At 40.9% G+C, this 22,221-nt stretch carries 18 protein-coding genes, 1 tRNA gene and 1 CRISPR repeat array; of the genes, 11 read left to right on the forward strand and 8 right to left on the reverse strand.

Annotated elements, in window-relative coordinates; genetic code table 11:
• Nucleotides 1-96: 96 nt before the first annotated feature.
• From H6G28_RS34205 to hsdR, 3 genes are all read right to left on the reverse strand, one after another.
• Complete coding sequence (locus tag H6G28_RS34205; protein WP_242054737.1) at nt 97-768, reverse strand: N-6 DNA methylase; 672 nt, start codon at nt 766-768, stop codon at nt 97-99.
• A 3-nt stretch (nt 769-771) separates the two neighbouring features.
• Entirely contained in the window at nt 772-1,401 is a 630-nt protein-coding gene (locus tag H6G28_RS34210) for a hypothetical protein (protein ID WP_190677549.1), read from the reverse strand.
• Between the two features lie 78 nt (nt 1,402-1,479).
• On the reverse strand, nt 1,480-3,873 hold the full coding sequence (gene hsdR / locus H6G28_RS34215) for an EcoAI/FtnUII family type I restriction enzme subunit R (RefSeq protein ID WP_190677551.1): 2,394 nt from the start codon (nt 3,871-3,873) through the stop codon (nt 1,480-1,482).
• 672 nt (nt 3,874-4,545) lie between these two features.
• Here hsdR and H6G28_RS34220 point away from each other — a divergent pair.
• Nucleotides 4,546-4,860: a hypothetical protein gene (locus tag H6G28_RS34220; RefSeq protein WP_190677552.1), complete on the forward strand. Its 315-nt coding sequence runs from the start codon at nt 4,546-4,548 to the stop codon at nt 4,858-4,860.
• Nucleotides 4,861-5,002: 142 nt separating this feature from the next.
• Nucleotides 5,003-6,853 carry a GmrSD restriction endonuclease domain-containing protein gene (locus H6G28_RS34225; RefSeq protein ID WP_242054739.1) on the forward strand — a complete coding sequence of 617 codons (1,851 nt, stop codon included), beginning with the start codon at nt 5,003-5,005 and terminating at the stop codon, nt 6,851-6,853.
• 71 nt (nt 6,854-6,924) lie between these two features.
• On the opposite strand, the gene H6G28_RS34230 is transcribed toward H6G28_RS34225, so the two are convergent.
• Complete coding sequence (locus H6G28_RS34230) at nt 6,925-7,086, reverse strand: hypothetical protein (protein WP_190677556.1); 162 nt, start codon at nt 7,084-7,086, stop codon at nt 6,925-6,927.
• A gap of 161 nt (nt 7,087-7,247) precedes the next feature.
• Between H6G28_RS34230 and cas12k the strand changes: the two genes are divergently transcribed.
• On the forward strand, nt 7,248-9,146 hold the full coding sequence (gene cas12k / locus H6G28_RS34235; RefSeq protein ID WP_190677558.1) for a type V CRISPR-associated protein Cas12k: 1,899 nt from the start codon (nt 7,248-7,250) through the stop codon (nt 9,144-9,146).
• A 498-nt stretch (nt 9,147-9,644) separates the two neighbouring features.
• Nucleotides 9,645-10,193: a CRISPR direct-repeat array (repeat unit 37 nt; unit sequence GTTTCAACAACCATCCCGGCTAGGGGTGGGTTGAAAG).
• Between the two features lie 257 nt (nt 10,194-10,450).
• Here the strand turns inward: cas12k and H6G28_RS34240 are convergent.
• A tRNA-Thr gene (locus H6G28_RS34240) sits at nt 10,451-10,522 on the reverse strand.
• A gap of 243 nt (nt 10,523-10,765) precedes the next feature.
• Between H6G28_RS34240 and argF the strand changes: the two genes are divergently transcribed.
• The 5 genes from argF to H6G28_RS34265 all read left to right on the forward strand — a co-directional run bounded on the left by argF (nt 10,766) and on the right by H6G28_RS34265 (nt 16,687).
• Nucleotides 10,766-11,686, forward strand: coding sequence for an ornithine carbamoyltransferase (gene argF / locus H6G28_RS34245; RefSeq protein ID WP_190589302.1), 921 nt, complete (start codon nt 10,766-10,768; stop codon nt 11,684-11,686).
• A 247-nt stretch (nt 11,687-11,933) separates the two neighbouring features.
• The gene (gene lexA / locus H6G28_RS34250) at nt 11,934-12,539 is read left to right on the forward strand and encodes a transcriptional repressor LexA (RefSeq protein WP_190677560.1); all 606 of its coding nucleotides are present in this window, start codon (nt 11,934-11,936) and stop codon (nt 12,537-12,539) included.
• 113 nt (nt 12,540-12,652) lie between these two features.
• On the forward strand, nt 12,653-14,128 hold the full coding sequence (locus H6G28_RS34255) for a DNA phosphorothioation system restriction enzyme (RefSeq protein ID WP_190677571.1): 1,476 nt from the start codon (nt 12,653-12,655) through the stop codon (nt 14,126-14,128).
• A gap of 316 nt (nt 14,129-14,444) precedes the next feature.
• Nucleotides 14,445-14,618, forward strand: a complete 174-nt coding sequence (locus tag H6G28_RS34260) for a hypothetical protein (protein WP_190589295.1) — start codon at nt 14,445-14,447, stop codon at nt 14,616-14,618.
• On the forward strand, nt 14,615-16,687 hold the full coding sequence (locus H6G28_RS34265) for an AAA family ATPase (protein WP_190677562.1): 2,073 nt from the start codon (nt 14,615-14,617) through the stop codon (nt 16,685-16,687). Before H6G28_RS34260 ends, H6G28_RS34265 begins: the two co-directional genes overlap by 4 nt.
• 96 nt (nt 16,688-16,783) lie before the next feature.
• Here the strand turns inward: H6G28_RS34265 and H6G28_RS34270 are convergent, their stop codons facing one another.
• A complete protein-coding gene (locus H6G28_RS34270; protein WP_190589291.1) occupies nt 16,784-17,173 on the reverse strand; it encodes a type II toxin-antitoxin system VapC family toxin in 390 nt (129 codons plus the stop codon).
• On the reverse strand, nt 17,163-17,414 hold the full coding sequence (locus H6G28_RS34275; protein WP_190589343.1) for a DUF6364 family protein: 252 nt from the start codon (nt 17,412-17,414) through the stop codon (nt 17,163-17,165). Before H6G28_RS34275 ends, H6G28_RS34270 begins: the two co-directional genes overlap by 11 nt.
• Before the next feature lie 99 nt (nt 17,415-17,513).
• Between H6G28_RS34275 and glyS the strand changes: the two genes are divergently transcribed.
• Together glyS and murD are read left to right on the forward strand one after the other, a co-directional pair.
• A complete protein-coding gene (glyS, locus tag H6G28_RS34280; protein ID WP_190677563.1) occupies nt 17,514-19,664 on the forward strand; it encodes a glycine--tRNA ligase subunit beta in 2,151 nt (716 codons plus the stop codon).
• Nucleotides 19,665-19,747: 83 nt separating this feature from the next.
• Nucleotides 19,748-21,118: a UDP-N-acetylmuramoyl-L-alanine--D-glutamate ligase gene (murD, locus tag H6G28_RS34285; protein WP_190677565.1), complete on the forward strand. Its 1,371-nt coding sequence runs from the start codon at nt 19,748-19,750 to the stop codon at nt 21,116-21,118.
• Between the two features lie 145 nt (nt 21,119-21,263).
• On the opposite strand, the gene H6G28_RS34290 is transcribed toward murD, so the two are convergent.
• Entirely contained in the window at nt 21,264-21,407 is a 144-nt protein-coding gene (locus H6G28_RS34290) for a hypothetical protein (protein WP_190677567.1), read from the reverse strand.
• Nucleotides 21,408-21,531: 124 nt separating this feature from the next.
• Between H6G28_RS34290 and H6G28_RS34295 the strand changes: the two genes are divergently transcribed.
• Nucleotides 21,532-22,062 carry a Uma2 family endonuclease gene (locus H6G28_RS34295; protein ID WP_190677569.1) on the forward strand — a complete coding sequence of 177 codons (531 nt, stop codon included), beginning with the start codon at nt 21,532-21,534 and terminating at the stop codon, nt 22,060-22,062.
• Nucleotides 22,063-22,221 lie beyond the last annotated feature (159 nt).

Consider the following 22,221-nt stretch of genomic DNA (forward strand, 5'->3'; position numbering starts at 1 on the left):
CATGGCTGTTATCAATCGCTCAATTACTTGTCTAGATTGAGTTTTACACGATTTTTGACCACTGCAAATACCACACTTGACAATTTCTCCTTTTCCTTAACTTGTCACCAATGGGTCAAAAATGGTTTCTCCCAGTTGCGGTTCCATCACCTGGACAATAAACCGAACTACCGGACGGGGAGTGTAAAATTCTCCCGAATCTCCCGCAGCGTCCCGCATTTCTTTCAGCATGGACTCATAGAGGGTGCTGAGGAGGTTCACCTCTTCTGATTTATCAAAGTGAATTTCATTGACTTTATTCAGCACATCCCACAGCAAAGTCCCGCTAGTCATGCGGTTGTTGACATCTTTGAAAACTTTGGCGATGACATCAGCGCGATCGCGTCCGCTTTTGCTTTTAAGATTCCGCAAATAGGCGAGTAACCCTGCTCCTTTCGTGCCATCTGGTAAAATTGCTTCATCATTGTTGATGAAACTTTTCAGGCGATCACCCGTAAAATTTTCATTAGCAGCCCAATCTCGCCAGCGATAAGGCGGTTGGATAGTTGGTTTATAGGATATTCCTTCTAACTCTGCTTCCACCTCATGCAGTTTCTCGGAATCATCCAAAAGTTTCAAAAACATGATCCAAGTCAACTGGGGGAGACGGTCTAATTCTCCATTCAATCCCTTATCCGTCCGCATGATGTCACGCGCTGACTTAATCACGCTTCCCAGTTTTTGGGCAGTGGTAATAGGCTTATTATCTGTTTTTTTCTTCGCTGGCATTACTTACTCTGGTAGTTTTTTCTTTATATCTTCTAGATAAAGTTTCGAGTAAAATATTTTATCAAAGTTAGTTGGTTTGCTGTAATTACCTAGCTCCTTCCTTATTTCATCAATAATATTTTTGATACTAGCTTGTATATGTAATGATTTCTCTGGGGAATTGCTTTGAACAGTCTCTACAATTTCACCAAACATATTAATAAGCTTGTCCGAACCTTGTGTGTAGATTTTTCCAACTAAACCATCCATTAATTCATACAACCCTTCACGACTTGTTATCTTTTCGGGAAATACTGTAATATAGTATAGTTTATTAATTACTTCCTCATAAAACTCTGATTTTCGTAAATACTCAGTGTCTTCCCTTTTTTTCTGATTGCTTAAAAAATTACCCCATAGTAATGTGATTATTGCGAATAATCCTCCAATGATAGAAGCAGCAATTTGTGGAGGAACTGCTTCCCAAGAATTTAATTTAATAAACCTATAACTTCCCCATAGTCCCAAAGAAAATACAATGATTGAGAAAGTTAAATAAAGTAATCTAATGATATTAGTGTAAACTTTTTTTAATAGAAAATCAGTAAAAACTTTAGTAGCAAGTATAACTAACGCACCTTCTAAACTAAGCATAATAATTATCTTCCTTGCTTTATATTAAATAGCCAAATAAAAACTTAGCGATATTTCGTGTCTAAAAACATTTAATATTTATGCAGTATAAAGTAAAATTTGCAGATCATACACTGCTTCCCTAAGTTCTTTAACTCCACCAAACCTTTGAGCAATTTCAGCTACATTTCCATATTTCTGAAATTCGCGGTTAGCCTTAAAAGTCGTCGGAATATTAAACTCATCTACCCCTTTTTGTGCATACTTGTCCAAAATAATCTCTAAAATAGCCCTTGTATCTTCTCCGTACTGCTGAAAAAAGTCCGGCTTACGACGACGCAACCTTTCAGCCCGTTGCTTGCAAGTCAGCACAGGAGCATCAAAGGCAATATGACATAGTAAATCAAAAGGGTCTGCTTCGGGAAGATTAGTAACTTGTTTTAACTCATCAAAATCAATTCCCCGATCTGCCAATAACTCAATAATCTCGGAACGCTGTTCTGGATCTGCCCAGCGTTGCTGTATTTCTAGAGTGGAACGATACAAGATGCGGACTTGTTCTCTGGTGTAGTCAATTAATCGAGACAAGCGCAGTTGATGATCTGGGTTTAAATCATAAATTCTTTCTTCAACAATTTCTTCGCTTCCCCCGTCAGCGTAATATTTCCGAGGTGGTGCGTCATTCTCATCTGGGAGTCCCCAAAACCCAGACTTGTCGTCATCATCTTCTAAGTCTTCTGCTTCGTCTTCTAACTCTGCTGATTCCAGTTCCTCCTCATGTTCAGAGAGAATTTCCCCCTGATCATCCATCTCTGATTCATTAATGAGGGCGGGTTCTCCGTCAAAATCTCTATCCTCAAACAATACTGTGCTGTTGGTGTAGTCAAGTATATTAAAGGACAGCTTACCCCGTTCTTCTCGCACACGAGTTCCTCGTCCAATAATCTGCTTAAAATCTGTCATTGAACGAATTACACGGGCAAGCACAACATTTTTACAGGTGGGAACATCTACCCCTGTTGTTAGTAACCTAGCAGTTACAGCAATAACATGAGTTTCATTTAAGACATCTTTGAAGTTGTAGAGATGTCCCTTACCCACATCACCAGCATCAGAGGTAATGCGAGTTATGTAGTCAGGATTGGTTCTGGTGATGTCGCTGTTGAGGTTGCGTAATTCCTTGATCATTGCCTTAACGTGCGGTTCATCGACACAAAAGACAATGGTTTTGGCATAGCGATCGCTGCTTTTGAGAAAATCAGTAATGTGTTGGGCGATCGCCTTTGTCCGCGCTTCTCTCACCAATTTCCGCTCAAAGTCTGGAGTTAGATAAACTTCATCAGGAATTGTTCTTCCATAACGGTCAATTTGTCCAGCACTAGGTCGCCATCCTTCCCGATCGGAACGGGTAAGAACCCGATAAACTCGATAGGGAGCTAAGAAACCATCATCAATCCCTTGTTTGAGAGAATAGGTGTAAAGGGGATTGCCAAAGTAGCGATAGGTATCAACGTTATCATCCCGTAGCGGTGTCGCTGTCAATCCCAACTGATAAGCAGGTTCAAAATGTTCTAGAATTTGTCGCCAGTTACTCTCATCCCTAGCACTACCTCGATGGCACTCATCAACAATAATCAAGTCAAAATAATCAGGACTGTATTCCCTGTAAAGTCCAAAGCTATCTTCTCTATCCCCAATAGCTTGATAAATAGCAAAGTAAAGGTCACGTCCTTTTTTCGCTTCCCCCTGAATTTTGTAAATTTTCTCCTGATTAAAGGCAGAAAAATCTTTATTCATTGGATCATCTACCAATATGTTCCGATCTGCCAAAAACAAAATTCTAGGGGAACGAGATTCTCCAGAAGCATTCCATTCCAAACTTGACAGTTTCCAAGCGATTTGGAAAGCAACAGTAGTTTTACCTGTTCCCGTCGCCAATGTCAGCAGTAGACGATTTTGACCTTTAAATATTGCCGCTAGTGCTGCATTAATGGCGTTCCGTTGATAATAACGCAGTGGTTTATCTGGCGTTGGGTAAAAGGGAGTTAGCAGTTTTTCGGCTATGTCCTCTCTAATTTGTTCCTTACCTTCCCCTGTTAACCGTTGCCAAAGTTCATCAGGACTGGGAAAGGAGTCCATGACATCAGACTGCTTACCCGTGATGAAGTCATACTCCACAATCCCTTCACCATTAGTAGAGTAAGCAAACTTCACATTGAGAATTTGGGCATAGGCGATCGCCTGTTCTAGTCCCTCATCAGGAGTTTCATATTTCCTTTTTGCCTCTACTACTGCCAAGGGAAACTCGCCGTTATACAGTAGTAAATAATCTGCAAATTTCCGTTTCCCGCGAGGTTGACGCTTGTTTTTGGGGCGAATCTTGCCATCAGTGAAGTAATACTGCTCAGTATAATCGTGTGGTTCTTGCTCCCACCCCGCATCTCTTAATTTGGGTTCAACATACTTACGGCAGGTATTAGCTTCATTGCTCATAGCTAGACAAGTTACCAGTTACTTTTATAACTTAACAGCTAGTTACCTCTACGCACAAGTGAAGAATCTTAGCGTTGTTATTGAAGATATAAATATTCCTAAGCAATGTTCATCACTCACACAATTAGGTGTTTTATAGCAAGCGATCGCCTGATTTTCTACACATATCGTGACTCATAATATTTTTAAAATAGTCACGAATCGTGAGTTTTGGTGTCTTTGAAAACAAAAAGGCTAATAGACAATAACCCCCAGACCAATGAATATAGGATCGATGCGCTCAGTGAGAAGCCTTTGGAGCCTTTGGAATATTGTCAACGATGGGTTGAAATGTCCCCTGATGAGCGGGGATACAGAAAAGCCTGTATTGCATCTCTAGCTGACGCAACAGGCTTAAGTGAAAGGACTATAGGGAATTGGGGTCAAAATTTTGAGAGGCGACCTAACTATGTAGCGCATATATTACGCATGGCAGATATGCTGAACCAAATTAGAAAAATAGTCTTACCTCCTGATTATCCTCAAAAATAATTTAGTCGTGATTCGTGACTAAAATACTTGTAATGTGAGCCGATATTTTTTAACTTGAGTTGAGCAAGCAGAAGATATTTAAGCTAACCAGTTACGCTCACTAATCCTCTGCTTGCTTAATCTGATTCAGCAAAACAGAAGATGCAGACTGGGAGTGACTCCCATCAGAATAATCATCAACTTGATATCCTCCGTCAGTTGCCCCTTGAACCAACGGAGTATTGTCGCCGTTGGGTTAGTCAAGAACCAGGCCGCAATTATCGCAAAACCTGCATCCATGCGATCGCCCAAGTCACAGGTACTAGCCCAAAAACCGTTAAGGACTGGGGGACTGACTTTCGTCGACGACCTAAATACGTTACTCGCATATTAAGACAAGCAGACCTGATAAACCAATTTAGGCAACTCGCTGCAAAAGGAATTGTGACTTTACCTCCAGACTTTCCTCAAGAATAAGCAAAAGCGATCGCTACTCACGACCAATTGACCCAAAAACCCCTTGTATTAACAACAAGGAGAATCTTAGGCTGAGGTACATAGGTACTAACTATGACGAACATCTGTATCTCTATTGATGACAACAATGGCAGAACACCAAATGAACTCAATTTCTACTTTTGACATCACTAAGTATTTTCTTCTTGATGTCCTGAAAGATATTAAAACTGGACGCATCCAACTTCCAGATTTTCAAAGAGATTGGGTTTGGGATGATACCCATGTGCGTCGTTTAATTGCCAGCGTATCTCTTGCTTATCCCATTGGTGCAGTCATGATGCTCCAACAAAGCATTCAAAGCCGACAATTCAAACCCCGTCTAGTTGATGGGGTTTTAAAACCAGAAAATCATACACCAATCTTATTAATCCTTGATGGACAGCAACGCCTGACAACCATGTTTATGGTGTTCCTATCTGAACAACCTGTCATCATCAAAGACCAGAAAAGCCAAAAAATGATTAAAAAGTGGTACTACCTGGATATTAAAAAATGCCTCAACCCAGAATGCGATCGCCGTAATGCGATCATTGCCTTACCTGAATCCAAAATTGCACGAACTTTCACGGGTGGTTTGATTGACTGTTCCACCCCAGAAAAAGAATATCAGGCACTATTGTTTCCTTTATCTAAAGTTTTCTGTTTTTCTGAATGGCGGAGTAAATTTTCTAAGTATTGGCAATACGATCATCAAAAACTGGAGCTAATCGACACTTTAGAACTGGAAGTTCTCAAAAAATTTGAGCATTATCAAATACCTGTTATCCAACTGCGTGACTCTTTACCAAAAGAAGCCGTTTGCCAAGTATTTGAAGATACAAACACTGCTGGATGTGACCTCAATTACTTCGATTTAATGAGTTCCAGCTATTGCACTGCTGACTTCAGTTTAAGAGATGATTGGAAACAGCGCGAAAATCGCTTCCAAACCTTAAAAGTATTGCGTAAGCTCCGCAGCACAGATTTTGTACAAGCAGTTACGCTGATGGCTGGTTATGCCAAGAGGATAGAAGCCATAAAACAAGGTTGGAATATCGATAAATTACCAAGTGTTAATTGCGATCGCGCTGAAGTTCTCAAACTCACCAAAGAAGAATATCAAAAATGGGCTGATCCAATTTCCAGGGGTTTTGAAGAATCTGCTCGTTTCCTTCATGGTCAAAAAATCTTTGATGCAGATGATTTAGCTTACCCCATTCAATTAGTGATTCTGAGTACCATTTTTACCATTCTCGGAGAGCGTTCCCGTTCTTTGCAAGCACGTTCTATGCTGGAACGCTGGTTATGGTGTGGGATGTTTGGTGAAGTATATACACGTTGGTATGAGGCACGAGCCGGGCGAGACGTGATAGAAGTACCAGATTGGTTAGCAGGTGGCTCACTGCCGCTTACCATTGTGCAAGCGGATTTTTCTTTTGATAGGTTGATTAGCGTTAGAAAACGTTACGGTGCAGTCTATCAAGGATTAGCTGCTTTACTACGACGTGAGGGGGCAATTGATTGGTGTACTGGGGAAGAAATCAATGATGTGATTTATTTTGAAGAACAGATAGATTCGCACCATATCTTCCCTGTGGCATGGTGTCGCAAAAAAGGCATTGAACCCAAAAAATATAACTGCTTGATTAACCGTACACCTTTAAGTGCCAAAACCAACAAAAAGATTGGGAGTAAAGCACCATCCATTTATTTAGAGGAGTTTGAACTTTCTGGGACATCAGCCAAAAGACTTGACGAAATACTGCGATCGCACGCTATATCTCCAAAAACTTTGCGGCGAGATGACTTTGAAGCATTTTTTCAAATGCGGGCAAATAACTTGCTAACGCTAATTGGTAAGGCAATGGGCAAAACTTTAAGTTTTGAATCCTCAGAGGATTTTGTTCGAGATTGTCATAACGGGAATGGCAGAGAGTATAAGTTGCATCCCGAAATTATCACTAATTATTGAGCCATCAGGTTCAGAATAGCCTAGTTCACACCCTCTCTATAGGATTTTGTGACCAACATATTTTTCAATTCTCAACTTTGTTGGTCTGAGGATTCTTTCTTCTTTAACCAATCTCTAATTGCCTCCTCCAAAGCCGCAGTCTGCGTTACTTCCAGACGCACACAGGCGATTTCAAACGCGATTTTTAAGTCTTTAGGGAGTCTCCCCCGAACTTCTCTAGTTTCTTCTGCCATCCTAATTTGAAGCCAAAGCTTGCGGCTTTCATTTTTGCACAGCCTCTCAGGAAAAAAACATTTGCGTCATTGCGCTATTGCGTCATTGCGCTATACTTGATAAGTAAAAAAACAATTAATAACCCTGTCAGTTTTACCGAAACCACAAAGCTGAGGACACCATGAGCGTTATTACAATTCAATGTCGCTTGGTTGCTGAAGAAGACACCCTCCGCAAACTGTGGGAACTTATGGCTGGCAAAAATACACCACTTGTCAATGAACTATTGGCACAAGTAGGAAAACACTCAGAATTTGAAACCTGGCTAAAAAAAGGCAAAATACCTACTGATTTACTTGAAACACTTGTTGATTCCCTCAAAACTCAAGAGCGTTTTGCTAACCAACCTCACCGCTTTTACGCTTCTGCGATCGCTCTAGTAGATTATTTATATAAATCCTGGTTCGCTTTACAAAAAAGAAGGAAGTATCAAATAGAAGGGAAAGAACGTTGGCTCAAAGTTCTCAAAAGTGATCTTGAACTGGAACAAGAAAGCCAGTGTAGCTTAGAGGTAATTCGTACTAAAGCCACCGAAATTCTTACCAAACTTACTTCCCAGTCCGAGCAGAATCAAAACCAGAAAAAACGCAAAAAAACTAAAAAGTCCGAAAAATCTTCGCTTTTTCAGATTGTTTTAAATTCTCACGAAGAAACAGACGACCCTCTGATTCATTGCGCTCTTGCATATCTGCTCAAAAATAATTGTCAAATTAGTGAACTTGACGAAGACCCAGAAGAATTTACTAGAAATAAACGCAAAAAGGAAATAGAAATTCAACGATTAAAAGACCAACTCCAAAGTCGCATACCTAAAGGTAGAGATGTGACAGGGGAAGAGTGGTTAGAAACTTTAAAAATAGCTACGACCACTTTACCCCAAGATGAAAATGAGGCAAAAGCTTGGCAATCATCACTTTTAAGAAAAACTGCTGATGTCCCCTTTCCTGTAGCTTACGGATCTGGCGAAGATATGACATGGTTGCAAAATGACAAAGGTCGCTTCTTTGTGCGATTCAAGGGTTCAAAAGAACTAATCTTTGAGATTTACTGTGATAAGCGTCATTTGCACTACTTTCAACGTTTCCTAGAGGATCAAGAAATTAAACGCACCAGTAAAGATAAACACTCAAGCACTGTGTTTACGTTACGCTCAGGAAGGCTTGTTTGGTTGCCAACAAACCAAAAAGGCGAAGCCTGGAAAGTAAATCAACTGAATCTTTACTGTGCTTTAGATACTCGATTGTTGACCATTGAAGGAACTCAACAGGTAATTGAAGAGAGAGTCAGAAAAATTACTAAAACTTTAGCGAAAGAAAAAAACAAAGAAGACCTAAATGCTCAAAAACAAGCTTTTATTACTCGTCAACAATCCACGCTAGATAGGATTAATAACCCTTTCCCTCGTCCCAGCAAGCCTAATTATCAAGGGCAACCCTCCATTTTTGTTGGCGTTAGTTTCGGTCTAGAAAAGCCAGTAACACTAGCTGTAGTAGATGCTGTTAAAAATGAAGTTCTAGCTTATCGCAGTGTCAAACAACTACTTGGCAAAAACTACAACCTTCTCAATCGCCAGCGACAAAAACAGCAACGCCTATCTCATGAACGCCACAAAGCTCAGAAAAAGAATGCGCCAAACTCCTTTGGTGAATCAGAGTTAGGACAATATGTAGATAGATTATTGGCTGATGGGATTGTGGCGATCGCCAAAACCTATCAAGCAGGCAGCATAGTTCTCCCAAAACTCCGCGATATGCGTGAGCAAATTACTAGTGAAATCCAATCCAGAGCAGAGAAGAAATGCTCTGGTAATAAGGAAGCTCAAAAAAAATACGCTAAAGAATATCGTATGAGCGTTCATCGCTGGAGTTATGGTCGGTTAATTAATAGTATTCAATCCCAAGCTGCGAAAGTCGGAATTTCTACTGAAATTGGTACACAGACAATCAGAGGGAGTCCACAGGAAAAAGCGCGAGATTTAGCCGTCTTTGCATATCAAGAACGTCAAGCTGCTTTAAGTTAACTCAATAATCCGAACCTTGAAAATATAATATTGTTGTAATAGCGCCGCAGTTCATGCTCTTTTGAGCCAATGTGCTGTGAAAAATCTGGGTTAGTTTGGCGGTTGGAAGACTGTCATGCTTTCTGACCCTGGTAGCTGCCCGCTTCTGATGCTGCCATCTGTAAAATTTTATAGATGAGATAGGTGCGCTCCCAGCAATAAGGAGTAAGGCTTTTAGCTGTAGCCGTTATTCATAACGGTGTGGATTACCACAGTGGTGGCTACTGAATCACCCCCTTCGTCGGGGGAACCCTCCCAAATATTTTTTTTGGCGTGTCAAAGTGGGGGCAAAATCCCCGGAGTCCCGCCAAAACTTTAAAACCCTTATCCAGTCTTGAATTAAGAAACTAGCATGTCAATACATTTAGTATTTTAATTTTCAGTTCGAGACTCTTTTAAGCCGACCTGCCAAAGTATGTGTATGGAAAGCTCTGATAGCAAGGGTTCTAGACGGGTCGAGTTTCAACAACCATCCCGGCTAGGGGTGGGTTGAAAGAAGCCCGATTCGTCTAAGAACTTATGCAGAATGCAGTTTCAACAACCATCCCGGCTAGGGGTGGGTTGAAAGCAGAACGACAAAAGCACCACCGCAAACTCAAGTCAAAGTTTCAACAACCATCCCGGCTAGGGGTGGGTTGAAAGTGAAAAGCTTGTCGTGTATCTTCCCAAGCCTTTTGGTTTCAACAACCATCCCGGCTAGGGGTGGGTTGAAAGACTCTAATGACCGCAATTGAATGGGCTACAAAAACTTGTTTCAACAACCATCCCGGCTAGGGGTGGGTTGAAAGCAAAACTTACTGTAATTTCGGTGAAACTTTTTGAAGTTTCAACAACCATCCCGGCTAGGGGTGGGTTGAAAGGCGCTACCGTGGTTGTACTCTTGTGTTGAGCATATCCAGGTTTCAACAACCATCCCGGTTAGGGGTAGGTTGAAAAAAGATAGTATCTAATGCCAAACTGGGTGATTCTAAGTTTCAACAACTATCCCGGCTAGGGAGGAGTTGAAAGAGCGTCAGAAAATATTTAACAGAGGGTTGAAAGGTGCATCCGACTTGTAAGCATATTTATGAATATTATCAGGGAAGTCATCAAATAAAGATTTAGCTATATTTCCTGTACAATAGATGTCTGCAAACACTTTATCGAATTGGTTAGACGACATTAATTTGTTAACGTTTCGTAATTAGCATTATACGACACTAATTTGTTAATAGCGACAGTAATCTGTTAACAACGACAAATAATTAGTTATTCAACAGTTAAAAAGCCAGCAGCTGGATTTGAACCTGCGACCTTCCGATTACAAGTCGGATGCACTACCACTGTGCTATGCTGGCGTTGTAATTAGGCATCACCGATTTCTAATTATAGCACAAGCTTAATGGTTGTCTAGAGGAAGCTGCAAAAAAATCCTTGATTTGATGGGTCGATAAAGTTGATAAATTAATATTCATAGCAAAAGCTAACTCAAAATCCTGGGCTGGACGCAAAAAGATTGAATACAGTGTTTAACTGTATTTTTTTTGACACGGCTAGGTAAAGAAACAGCAATAGATAATTGTTCTTTACAGATCAAAAACATGGCAGTGTTAATCGGGCGAGATATATTAAGTCTGGCGGACTTCAGTCCAACGGAACTTCAAGAAATTCTGGAATTGGCTGGGCAATTAAAATCTCAACAGCTAAAGTTGCGCTGTAATAAGGTGTTGGGTTTGTTGTTTTCTAAGGCTTCGACTCGCACGCGGGTGAGTTTTACGGTGGCGATGTACCAATTGGGTGGACAGGTAATTGATCTTCATCCTAATGTTACCCAAGTGAGTCGCGGTGAACCGATTCAAGATACAGCACGGGTGTTAGATCGATATTTAGATGTTTTGGCAATTCGGACTTTTGCCCAGGAAGATTTAGAAATTTTCGCTAACTATGCCAAAATTCCGGTAATTAATGCTTTGACTGATGCGGAACATCCTTGTCAGATATTGGCTGATTTGTTGACGATTCAAGAATGTTTTGGGAATTTGGCTGGTTTAACTTTGACTTATGTGGGTGATGGCAATAATGTGGCAAATTCTTTGTTGCTGGGTTGTGCGTTGGCGGGGATGAATGTCAGGGTTGCTACTCCTAAAGGATTTGAACCTGATGCCAAAATTGTAGAACAAGCAAGGGCGATCGCATCTGGTAAAACAGAAGTTCTGCTGACTCATGACCCAGAATTAGCCGCTAAGGATGCTTCTGTACTTTATACTGATGTTTGGGCAAGTATGGGTCAAGAACAAGAAGCTGATGACCGAATGCCAATTTTTCAACCTTATCAAATTTCGGAACAATTGCTGAGTTTGGCTGATCAAGATGCAATTGTTTTACATTGTTTACCAGCCCATCGCGGTGAAGAAATTACCGAAGAAGTAATTGAAGGTTCACACTCACGAGTTTGGGATCAGGCCGAAAATCGTCTCCATGCACAAAAAGCCTTACTGGCTAGTATTTTGGGGGCTGAGTGAACAGGAAATAAAAGTGCTGAGTGCTGAGTGCTGAGTGCTGAGTGCAAACCCGGTTCCCATAAGTCTTTGAGCAATTTATTCTGTGACAACTTATCTGAGTTTATGAGTAAAAATTAAAAAGATAAAAGGCAAAAGAAGTAAACTTTTTCTTTCTTTTGCCTTTTATTTTTTTATTTCATCTTGTTATCTGGAATTTTTTGTAGTACTAATGTTCTAGGGACATTTGTATTTACTGGCAATAATTATTATGGAACGACTAACAGAAGCGCAACAAGAATTATATGAATGGTTGGCAGAATATATCCGACTTCACCAACATTCTCCTTCAATTCGCCAAATGATGCAAGCGATGAATTTAAAGTCGCCAGCACCAATTCAAAGCCGCTTAGAACATTTAAGAAATAAAGGCTACATTGAATGGACTGAAGGTAAAGCTCGCACAATTCGGATTTTACATCCAGCCAAGCAAGGTGTACCAATTTTAGGTAATATCGCGGCTGGTGGTTTAATTGAGCCTTACACTGAGGCTACCGATTATTTAGATTTTGGCAACTTTGCTTTACCGCCACAAACCTATGCTTTGCGGGTAACAGGCGACAGTATGATTGAAGATTTAATTGCTGATGGTGATGTGGTATTTTTAAGGCCTGTTCTAGAACCAGATCAGTTAAAAAATGGCACAATTGTGGCAGCAAGGGTGGATGGTTACGGTAATACATTAAAACGTTTTTACCGCAATGGCGATCGCGTTACTCTCCAACCTGCTAACCAAAAGTATAGCCCGATTGAAGTTTCGGCAATGCAGGTACAGGTGCAAGGTTCTCTTGTCGGCGTTTGGCGTGGATACAACTGAATAGGGAGTGGGGAATTGGGAGTAGGGAGTAGGGGATGCAATTTCACTATTCACTACTCACTGTTCACCACTCACCACTCACCACTCACCACTCACTACTCCCATTATTGTTTATGTACCTGACGCAAAATTCCGTGCAGCAGCTACCTACTTTCCGGCTAAGAATACCGTTTGCTAGGGAAGATAGGGGTAAGTACCATCACCAAGTACTACCAGGATGTCCGAAGATACCGCTATATCTGCAATTGCGCCAGTATCAGCGCCAAGCTGTTACTAACTGGTTTGCGAATAATGGCAGAGGGACGTTAAAAATGGCGACTGGTAGTGGTAAAACTATTACTGCATTGGCGATCGCTTGTGAATTGTACCAGCAAATTAACTTACAAGTGCTGTTGGTGGTGTGTCCCTATCGCCATCTTGTTACCCAATGGGCGCGAGAATGCGAAAAGTTTAATTTACAACCGATATTAGCCTTTGAGAATGTCCGCAGTTGGCAAAGTCAACTTTCTACTCAACTTTACAATTTGCGTTCTGGTTCTCAAGGGTTTATCACAATCATTACTACCAACTCGACATTAATTGGTGAAGGTTTTCAATCGCAACTCAAGTATTTACCGCCGAAAACTTTAATTATTGGTGATGAAGCCCATAATTTAGGCGCACCCAAGTTAGAAGAAAGTTTACCCCGGCGGGTTGGGTTGCGGTTGGCTTTATCTGCCACACCGGAAAGATATTTTGATGATAGCGGTACGCAATCTTTATTTGATTATTTCGGCCCGGTGCTGCAACCAGAGTTTACTTTAAGGGATGCGATCGCCCAAGGCGCTTTGGTACATTATTTGTATTATCCAATTTTGGTAGAGTTAACGGAAACCGAAAGCATTGCCTATTTAAAGTTAACTAAAAAAATCGGGCGTTCTTTACTGTATCGAGAACGCAAAACTGAAAATTCACCCAACTTTGAAGACAACGAAGATTTAAAACCTTTATTAATGCAACGGGCGAGATTAATTGGTGCAGCCGCCAATAAATTAACAGCATTACGGCAATTAATGGCAACACGCCGCGACACTACTCATACACTTTTTTATTGTAGTGATGGTTCATTGGAAACGGGACGTTCATCTCTCCAACAACTCAAAGCCGTTGTGAAAATTCTGGGAGGAGATTTAGGTTATAAAGTTAGTACCTACACAGCCCAAACGCCTTTAGCCGAAAGAGAAGTTTTACGCCGTCAATTTGAAAATGGCGAATTACAAGGTTTAGTCGCCATTCGCTGTTTAGATGAAGGCGTTGATATTCCCGCCATTAAAACTGCGGTGATATTATCGAGTTCTGGAAATCCTCGCCAATTTATTCAGCGTCGAGGCAGAGTTTTACGCCCCCATCCGAGTAAGGAACGGGCGACGATTTACGATATGATTGTGCTGCCACCAGATTTAGACAGGGAAACTATAGAAGTTGAACGCAATTTATTAAGAAAAGAACTGCGGCGCTTTGTTGAATTTGCCGATTTAGCCGATAACGCTGGGGAAGCAAGAATGAAATTGTTAGATTTACAAAAACGCTATGGATTATTAGATGTTTAATCCGCCTGCGGTTAGTTTTGTAAAATTTTGTTTGCTACCTGTAAATATTCCGGTTCCTCATGGAATAATTAATATTGATCATAATGGGATAGGAGCGAAATTTTTAAAGCAACAAACACTCCATTATGATCAATATTTAACCTAAATTCAGTATATCAGTAAATTCACCATAATTAACCCCAGTTTTGTCAAAAAATTTTAAAATTTTCCTCCCCATAATTACCCTAAATTAAAGATGCGAGTAAGAGTCAGATGGCGGATGTAAAATTATCAATCATCTCCGGCTAAAATAAAGCATAACGCATACGAAACTGAGATGTTGCCAGAACAGAATATCGATGATGTGCAAGAGCCAATTACTAGCGCCTCGCCGGAAGTGCGGCAGATTATTGAGCGAGTCTGGAACCTAGAAAAAAGCAGGCTAGATAAAAAAAGTAATAGCCCCATCAACGATGATATTTTGGCAATTGTCAAGGAAGCCGTACAATGAAGCTCACTTCCATTAAACTGTGTAACTTTCGCTCTTTTTATGGCAGAACACCGGAGATAGTTTTGGCTGGCGGTGATATTCTCAACACCACAATTATTCATGGTAATAATGGAGCGGGAAAAACCAGTTTACTGAATGCCTTTACCTGGGTATTATATGAGAAGTTTAGTGCTGCCTTTGCTTCAACAGAACAGTTGGTGAACAAAAGAGCGATCGCAGAAGCTAAAACTGGGCAATCGATAGAATGTTGGGTAGAAGTAAACTGGGAACATGAAGGTAAACGTTACAACGCTAAACGCCAATGTCGCATATATAAAGATAAAACTGACTTGGAATCTCTCAAAACAGAATTATTAATGCAAGTGGCTGGGGATGATGGTAGATGGTATTTCCCCCTGCAAAAACCAGAAGAAATCATTGGGCAGATTTTACCCGCAAGTTTACATCAATACTTCTTCTTTGATGGAGAACGCATTGAAGAAATAGTTCGTTCTGATAAAAAAGCTGAAATAGCCGAAGCTATCAAAATTTTCTTGGGTGTGGAGGTAATTAACCGTTCTATCAAACATCTTAGTGAAGCCAAGAAAAGTTTAGAAAATGAATTAAAAGCCATCGGTGACTCAGAAATTAAACAACTTCTCAAAGAACAAGACAAGTTAGAACAAGAAATTGCCCAGATTAACACCAGACAAACAGAAATTAAGCAAGAGTTAGAATATCAACAAAGCTTTAAAAAAGAAACCGGGAATCGTTTACTCGAACTGAGTGCAGCGAAAGAATTGCAAGACAGACGACAAGAATTAGAAAATCAAAAAGCCGCGTATCAAGAATCATGGCGGCAAACCAGAGATGCACTCAAAAAAATCATTTCTGCACGCGGTTATACAATTCTGCTGTCAGATACTACTCAACAATTTCGGACAATTCTCAATGATTTGAAAGCACGCGGCGAATTAACATCGGGTATTTCGCGGGAATTTATTAACGAATTACTCAAAAGTAATCGCTGTATTTGTGGAACAGAATTAAATGCCGGCAGTCATCATCATACTCATGTAAACCATTGGTTAGAAAAGGCTGGTTCTTCGGCTGTGGAAGAAACAGCAATTCGCATGAGCGCCCAAGTCGATGAAATTGATAAGCAAGCCATAGCATTTTGGGAAGAAGTCGATAGAGAACAAACGAGAATTAATCAGTTACGGCAAAACATCTCCCAAATTGAACTTGAATTAGACACAATTCAAGAACGGTTGCGTAAAGATGCGAACGAAGAAATTAGTAGTTTACAAAAACGCTTAGATGAAATTGAAAGTAAAATTGATGAATTAAACCGAGAACAAGGTGCAAATCAACAGCGAATTTCCCATTTAAAAACTGAGATTGATGCTTTGGTAAAACAAATCGCCAAGCAAAAACTCAACGAAGAAAAGCAATTACTAGCCCAAAGACGTATCAACGCCACTCAAGACGCGATTGAAAGATTAACTGAAGTCAGAAATCGGCAAGAAAAACAGTTTCGGTTGCAGTTAGAACAGCGATTACAGGAAATATTCACATCAATATCTTTTGCGCCTTATCTCCCGAAAATTAGTGATAAATATGAACTCACTTTAGTAGAAAATACCACCGGAGTCGAATCACTTGTTGCTGCATCTACAGGAGAAAACCAAATTCTCAGTTTGTCTTTTATTGCCAGTATTATTGATAAAGTCCGCGAATGGAGTGAAAAGCGCAAAGTTTTAACTGTACCGAATAGCAGTACTTTTCCCATTGTGATGGATTCTCCATTTGGTAGCTTGGATGAAAGTTATCGTCGTCGTATTGCTCAAACATTACCTGAGTTAGCAAATCAGTTAATTATTTTAGTGACGAAAACTCAATGGCGTGGTGAAGTAGAGCAAGAAATGGTGAATAGAATTGGGCGGGAATATGTGTTGACTTATTATTCCTCTAAGCCTGATTGTGAGCAAGATTATATTGAGTTGGGTGAGGAAAGATATCCGTTAGTTAAGCAAAGTCCGAATGAGTTTGAATATACTGAAGTGATGGTGGTTGAGCGTAATTGGTAGTATGAATTTGTTTCACTCAGAGACGCAGAGGCGCAGAAAGTGAGAGTTTGAGAGATGAAACTAAGTAAGCGGTCGTAAATATTTTTAAGGTAGATGTTACCAGTTTTCCAATATCAGTCCGTCCACATAGCTAAAGTCAGAATCATCTGTTACTAACCGCCAACTATGTTCTAAACACTGTGCTGCAATCCAAACATCATTCATAGGAATTGGTCTTCCTTTCTGCTTTAATGCCAACCGAGTTTGAGCGTATACCACAGCAGTTTCTCGACCTAATGTTACTACTTCGCAGGTTTCAATAAACTCTAAATAACGGGGCAGATTTTGCAAAGGACGACTGGAGTTTTCTGCTCCAAATAATAATTCACCCACAACAACAGTTGGTAAAATCACAGTTGTCAATGCCAGTACTTGAGCTACAACTGCTTGATCACCATTTAAAAAGCGCACAGCGACAGAAGTATCTAAGGCTACATTACCATTCATTTGTGTCTATCTGCTCAAACTCGGCTGCAATTACCTGTTGTAATTCTCTAGCTTCTGCATCGCTTAAAATTCCCGCAAATTTGGCTAAAGGATGTTCATCTTGCGGTGTCAAATCATTGTCTGGTAACTGACGTAGAAAATTAGTAATCACATCAGCAAGGGATAGTTTGTGTTGCTGCGCCCAACGTTCTGCTTTTTGAAGCAAAGCTTCATCAATATCTAGCGTAATTTTGCTGGTCATGACTGTATTTGGTCTGAGACTTTCTGATTTTAGCCTGTACACCTCTTCAGTATGATGGCAAGGTAAACTGGTGGAATTGACTGATGTGAACCTTGTCCTATGCCGGATTTTTTATTAGAAGTTGGTACAGAAGAACTACCTGCAAATTTTCTCAGTGATGCTATCGTACAATGGCGATCGCGCATTCCTCAAACTTTGGCAGCTAATAGTCTCAACAGTTACGCGGTAGAAGTTTACGGTACTCCCCGACGCTTGGCGGTGCTTATCAAGGGTCTACCACAGCAACAACCAGACAGGGAAGAAGAAATCAAAGGCCCTCCCGCCCAAGCAGCTTTTAAAGATGGTCAACCCACACCAGCAGCTATCGGCTTTGCTAAAAAGCAAGGTGTGGAACTGGACGCGCTACAAGTTCGCCCGACGGATAAAGGCGATTTTGTATTTGTTAACAAAAAAACTCCTGGTCGCCCGGTAGCGGAAATTTTGACCGAACTTGTTCCCCAATGGATTTTTACGTTAGAAGGTAAGCGGTTGATGCGCTGGGGTGATGGCGATGTGAGATTTTCGCGTCCGGTGCGTTGGTTGGTGGCGTTGTTGAATGAGGCAATTTTGCCGATAGAATTGGTGAATGGTTCGGATAGAATTAACAGCGATCGCATTTCTCATGGTCATCGTGTTTTACATCCCGCAACTATCACTATTAACCAAGCAACTGATTACGTTGATACTCTGCGTTCTGCTTATGTAGTGGTTGATGACAATGAACGTGCAACGACAATTGCAAAAGAAGTTCACGCCGCCGTTAATTCGGTCAATGGTTCCACAGAAATCTATCCCGATTTATTAACAGAAGTAACTAATTTGGTGGAATGGCCTTCGCCAGTTGTGGGTAAATTTGACGCGGAATTTTTGAATTTACCCACAGAAGTTATTACAACTGTCATGGTCAGCCACCAAAGATATTTTCCTGTTTTTAAAGGAGAAAATCATCAAGAACTATTACCAAATTTCATCACAGTTTCTAATGGCGACCCGACAAAATCAGATATCATTGCTAAAGGTAATGAACGAGTCATCCGCGCCCGATTAGCTGATGGACAGTTTTTCTATAACGCCGATATCGCTAAACCTTTAGAAAGCTTTTTACCCCAGTTAGAAAAAGTAACTTTCCAAGAAGATTTAGGTTCCCTGCGTGTCAAGGTAAATCGTGTAGTTAATATTGCCGAGCAAATTGCCACACAACTGGGATTATCAGCAACAGATAGCCAAAATATTCAACGCGCTGCTTTATTGTGTAAAGCTGATTTAGTCAGCCAAATGGTGTATGAATTCCCAGAATTGCAAGGCATTATGGGGCAGAAATATGCTTTAGCAAGTGGCGAAAATGCCGCAGTGGCAACAGCAATTTTTGAACATTATTTACCACGGGGAGCCGATGATATTTTACCGGAAACATTAACAGGTCAAGTCGTCGGTCTAGCTGATAGACTAGATACTTTAGTCAGCATTTTTGGCTTAGGGATGATTCCTTCTGGCTCATCTGATCCCTTTGCTTTACGTCGGGCGGCGAATGCGATTGTAAATATTGCTTGGGCTGCGAATTTAGGAATTAATTTAGATAATTTATTGCAGCAAACAGCCGCTAATTTTGCTCAAGAATATAACAAAGAAGCAGGGCAATTAGTCACAACATTGCAAGAATTTTTCCTGCAAAGAATTCGGACATTATTGCAAGAAGAAAAACAAATTGATTACGATTTGGTGAATGCTGTATTGGGCGAAAATGACCCAGAGTATACAGAAAGAGCGTTGCAGGATTTATTAGATGTCCGCGATCGCGCCTTATATCTGCAACAAATCCGCAACGATGGTACTCTCGATAAAATCTACGAAACTGTCAACCGTTCTACCCGCCTCGCCGCCCAAGGTGATTTAGACACCAAACAGCTAGAACCAGCAAATTTAATCAATCCCGAACTATTCCAAAAGTCATCCGAAAAAGCATTTTACGATGCCATTGTGGAATTAGTACCCCAAACCCAAACTGCCCAGCAATCACGGAACTATCAACTGTTAATTGCAGCGTTAGCAAAAATCGCCCCTACTGTCAGTAATTTCTTTGATGGCCCGGAAAGCGTGTTAGTTATGGATACCAACCCAGATATTAAGCGCAATCGCTTGAATTTGCTCGGATTGTTGCGAAATCACGCGCGAGTGTTAGCTGACTTTGGGGCGATCGTCAAAAATCTGTAGCATAAATCAACAAAATATGGTGTAAATGTTGCCAATAAGCGTTAGTATAATGAGTGCTTAACCAGGGGTCTCTGCTACAGTCTATGTCCAAAGCTCATGTGATTGGATTAGGTAAGTCCGGTGTTGCTGCGGCGAGATTGTTGAAACGGGAAGGATGGGAGGTGGATCTAGGCGATCGCAACACCTCTGATACCTTCCTGCAACAACAACAAGAACTTGCTGCCGAACAAATCACCGTTAAACTAGGATATTCCCTAGATTTAACCGATACTGATTTACCCCAATTAATTGTTGTTAGTCCCGGTGTACCTTGGGATATTCCCGTGTTAGTCAAAGCACGAGAACTAGGGATTGAAACAATTGGTGAAATGGAACTTGCTTGGCGACATTTAAAATCCCAGCCTTGGGTAGCCATCACGGGTACAAACGGCAAAACGACCACCACAGCCTTAATCGCCGCCATTTTCCAAGCAGCCGGTTTTGATGCTCCCGCCTGCGGTAACATCGGCTATGCAGCTTGTGAAGTCGCCCTATCCCCCAAACTTCCCGATTGGGTCATCGGTGAAATTAGCAGCTATCAAATCGAATCATCTTCATCCTTAGCACCCCGCATCGGCGTGTGGACAACATTTACACCCGACCACCTCGCCCGTCACAAAACTTTAGAAAATTACTACGATATTAAAGCCAAGCTGTTAAAGCAGTCTCAGTTACAAGTATTTAACGGCGATGATGCTTATTTAAATAAAGTCGGTTTGAATCATTGGCCTGATGCTTATTGGACAAGTGTCAAAGGTCAAGATTTTTTAATTGGTGACAAAGGTTTTTACATTGAAGATGGCTGGGTGATTGAGAAAATCAACGCCACCTCAACACCAACCAGAATTATTCCAGCCTCTGCATTACGCATGGTCGGAGAACACAACCTGCAAAATCTCCTCATGGCCGTAGCCGCAGCCAGATTAGCAGACATTCAACCCGACGCAATTACCAAAGCCATTGAACAATTCCCTGGCGTTCCCCACCGCTTAGAACATATCTGCACTTGGGAAGGCGTGGACTTTATCAACGACAGTAAAGCCACCAACTACGACGCAGCCGAAGTTGGGTTAGCCTCAGTGAAAAGTCCGACAATTTTGATTGCGGGGGGAGAAGCCAAACCCGGCGATGATACAGGTTGGTTAGCCAAAATCCAAGCCAAAGCCGCATCTGTATTACTCATTGGCGCAGCTGCACCAGCCTTTGCCCAACGCTTACAAGAAGTGGGTTACACCAATTACGAAATCGTGGAAACAATGGCAAAAGCTGTACCTCGGTCAGCAGAATTAGCTAAACAACACCAAGCACCTGTAGTTTTGCTGTCTCCTGCTTGTGCAAGTTTTGACCAGTATCCTAACTTTGAAGTGCGCGGTGACGACTTCCGCCAGTTGTGTTTAGCTTGGGCTGCGCGTTGATAGATTATATAGCTTTTGGAAATGCTTTTAGAGTAGCGATCGCACTGTGCCAGTTGCGTAAGTCCTGATAGTATTAAACAGGATTTTTCTGTGTAACATCCTATGGCTCAACGCTCAAAAAAGTGACTCGAACAAGTGCAAAATGTTATCTGAACTTAAGTACTACAATCATTTGTAAAATTTCTATATCTTTTTCTTCTTTCTTACCTTTGCGTCCTTGGCACGACAGTCGCTTCAAGCCGGGAAACCAGTCCAACGCGCTGCCTCTTTCTTGGCGGTTCGTTTCCATATCTATGTTTTTCACTACTCATTTAGGATTGCTATATTCTTAGAAAAAACGATTAAATTAGGGTTTAAGCTAATTCATAACTCAGGTTAATTACAATTAAACTAGCTATTAGCTAGTTTGCGCTATGATTCTTCAAACCAAAAATCAATTAACTTTACAAGAGTTTTTGCATCTTTCTTCTGGTGAGGGAGATACTACCTATGAACTTGTGGATGGTCAAGCTATTTCTAAAATGTCGCCGCAAAAATTTCACTCTAAACTGACTCGCGTCCTGCTTAACTTGATTGAACAATTATGTGGAGCTAATGGAGAAATATGTCCAGAATTGGCTGTTTCTTTAACTCGTAGGGGACGAGATTGGGTTCCTGTACCTGATATTTTATACATCTCTAACGAGCGTTTACCTTCAGACTGGGAAGAAGAAGGAGTATGTTCTGTTCCGCCAGATTTGGTGATTGAGATTATTTCACCAGGGCAAACCTTTGGTCAGATGATAGCTAAAGCCAAAGATTATTTAGATGCAAAAGTGCTGCGAGTGTGGGTAGTTGATAGCAAAGCCAGAAGTATTACTGTGTTTTTCCCCGATGCAGCACCACAAACATATATGGGGGATGAAATACTGCAAGATGCACTGTTCCCAGGGTTAAGCTGTTAAGCATTTAAATTGGGTATAATAAAAAGCTGAATTCAGTAAAAAAAATGGAATAATGCCAGCAAAAAATCATTTAACTTCTCAGCAAATAGAGAAACTACAAAAAGCCTTAAAACTGGAAGAAAATGGAGAAATAAGAGAAAGAATACTAATTCTCTTGTT

Source organism: Nostoc sp. FACHB-190, from assembly GCF_014696905.1.
Taxonomy (GTDB): Bacteria; Cyanobacteriota; Cyanobacteriia; order Cyanobacteriales; family Nostocaceae; genus Nostoc_B.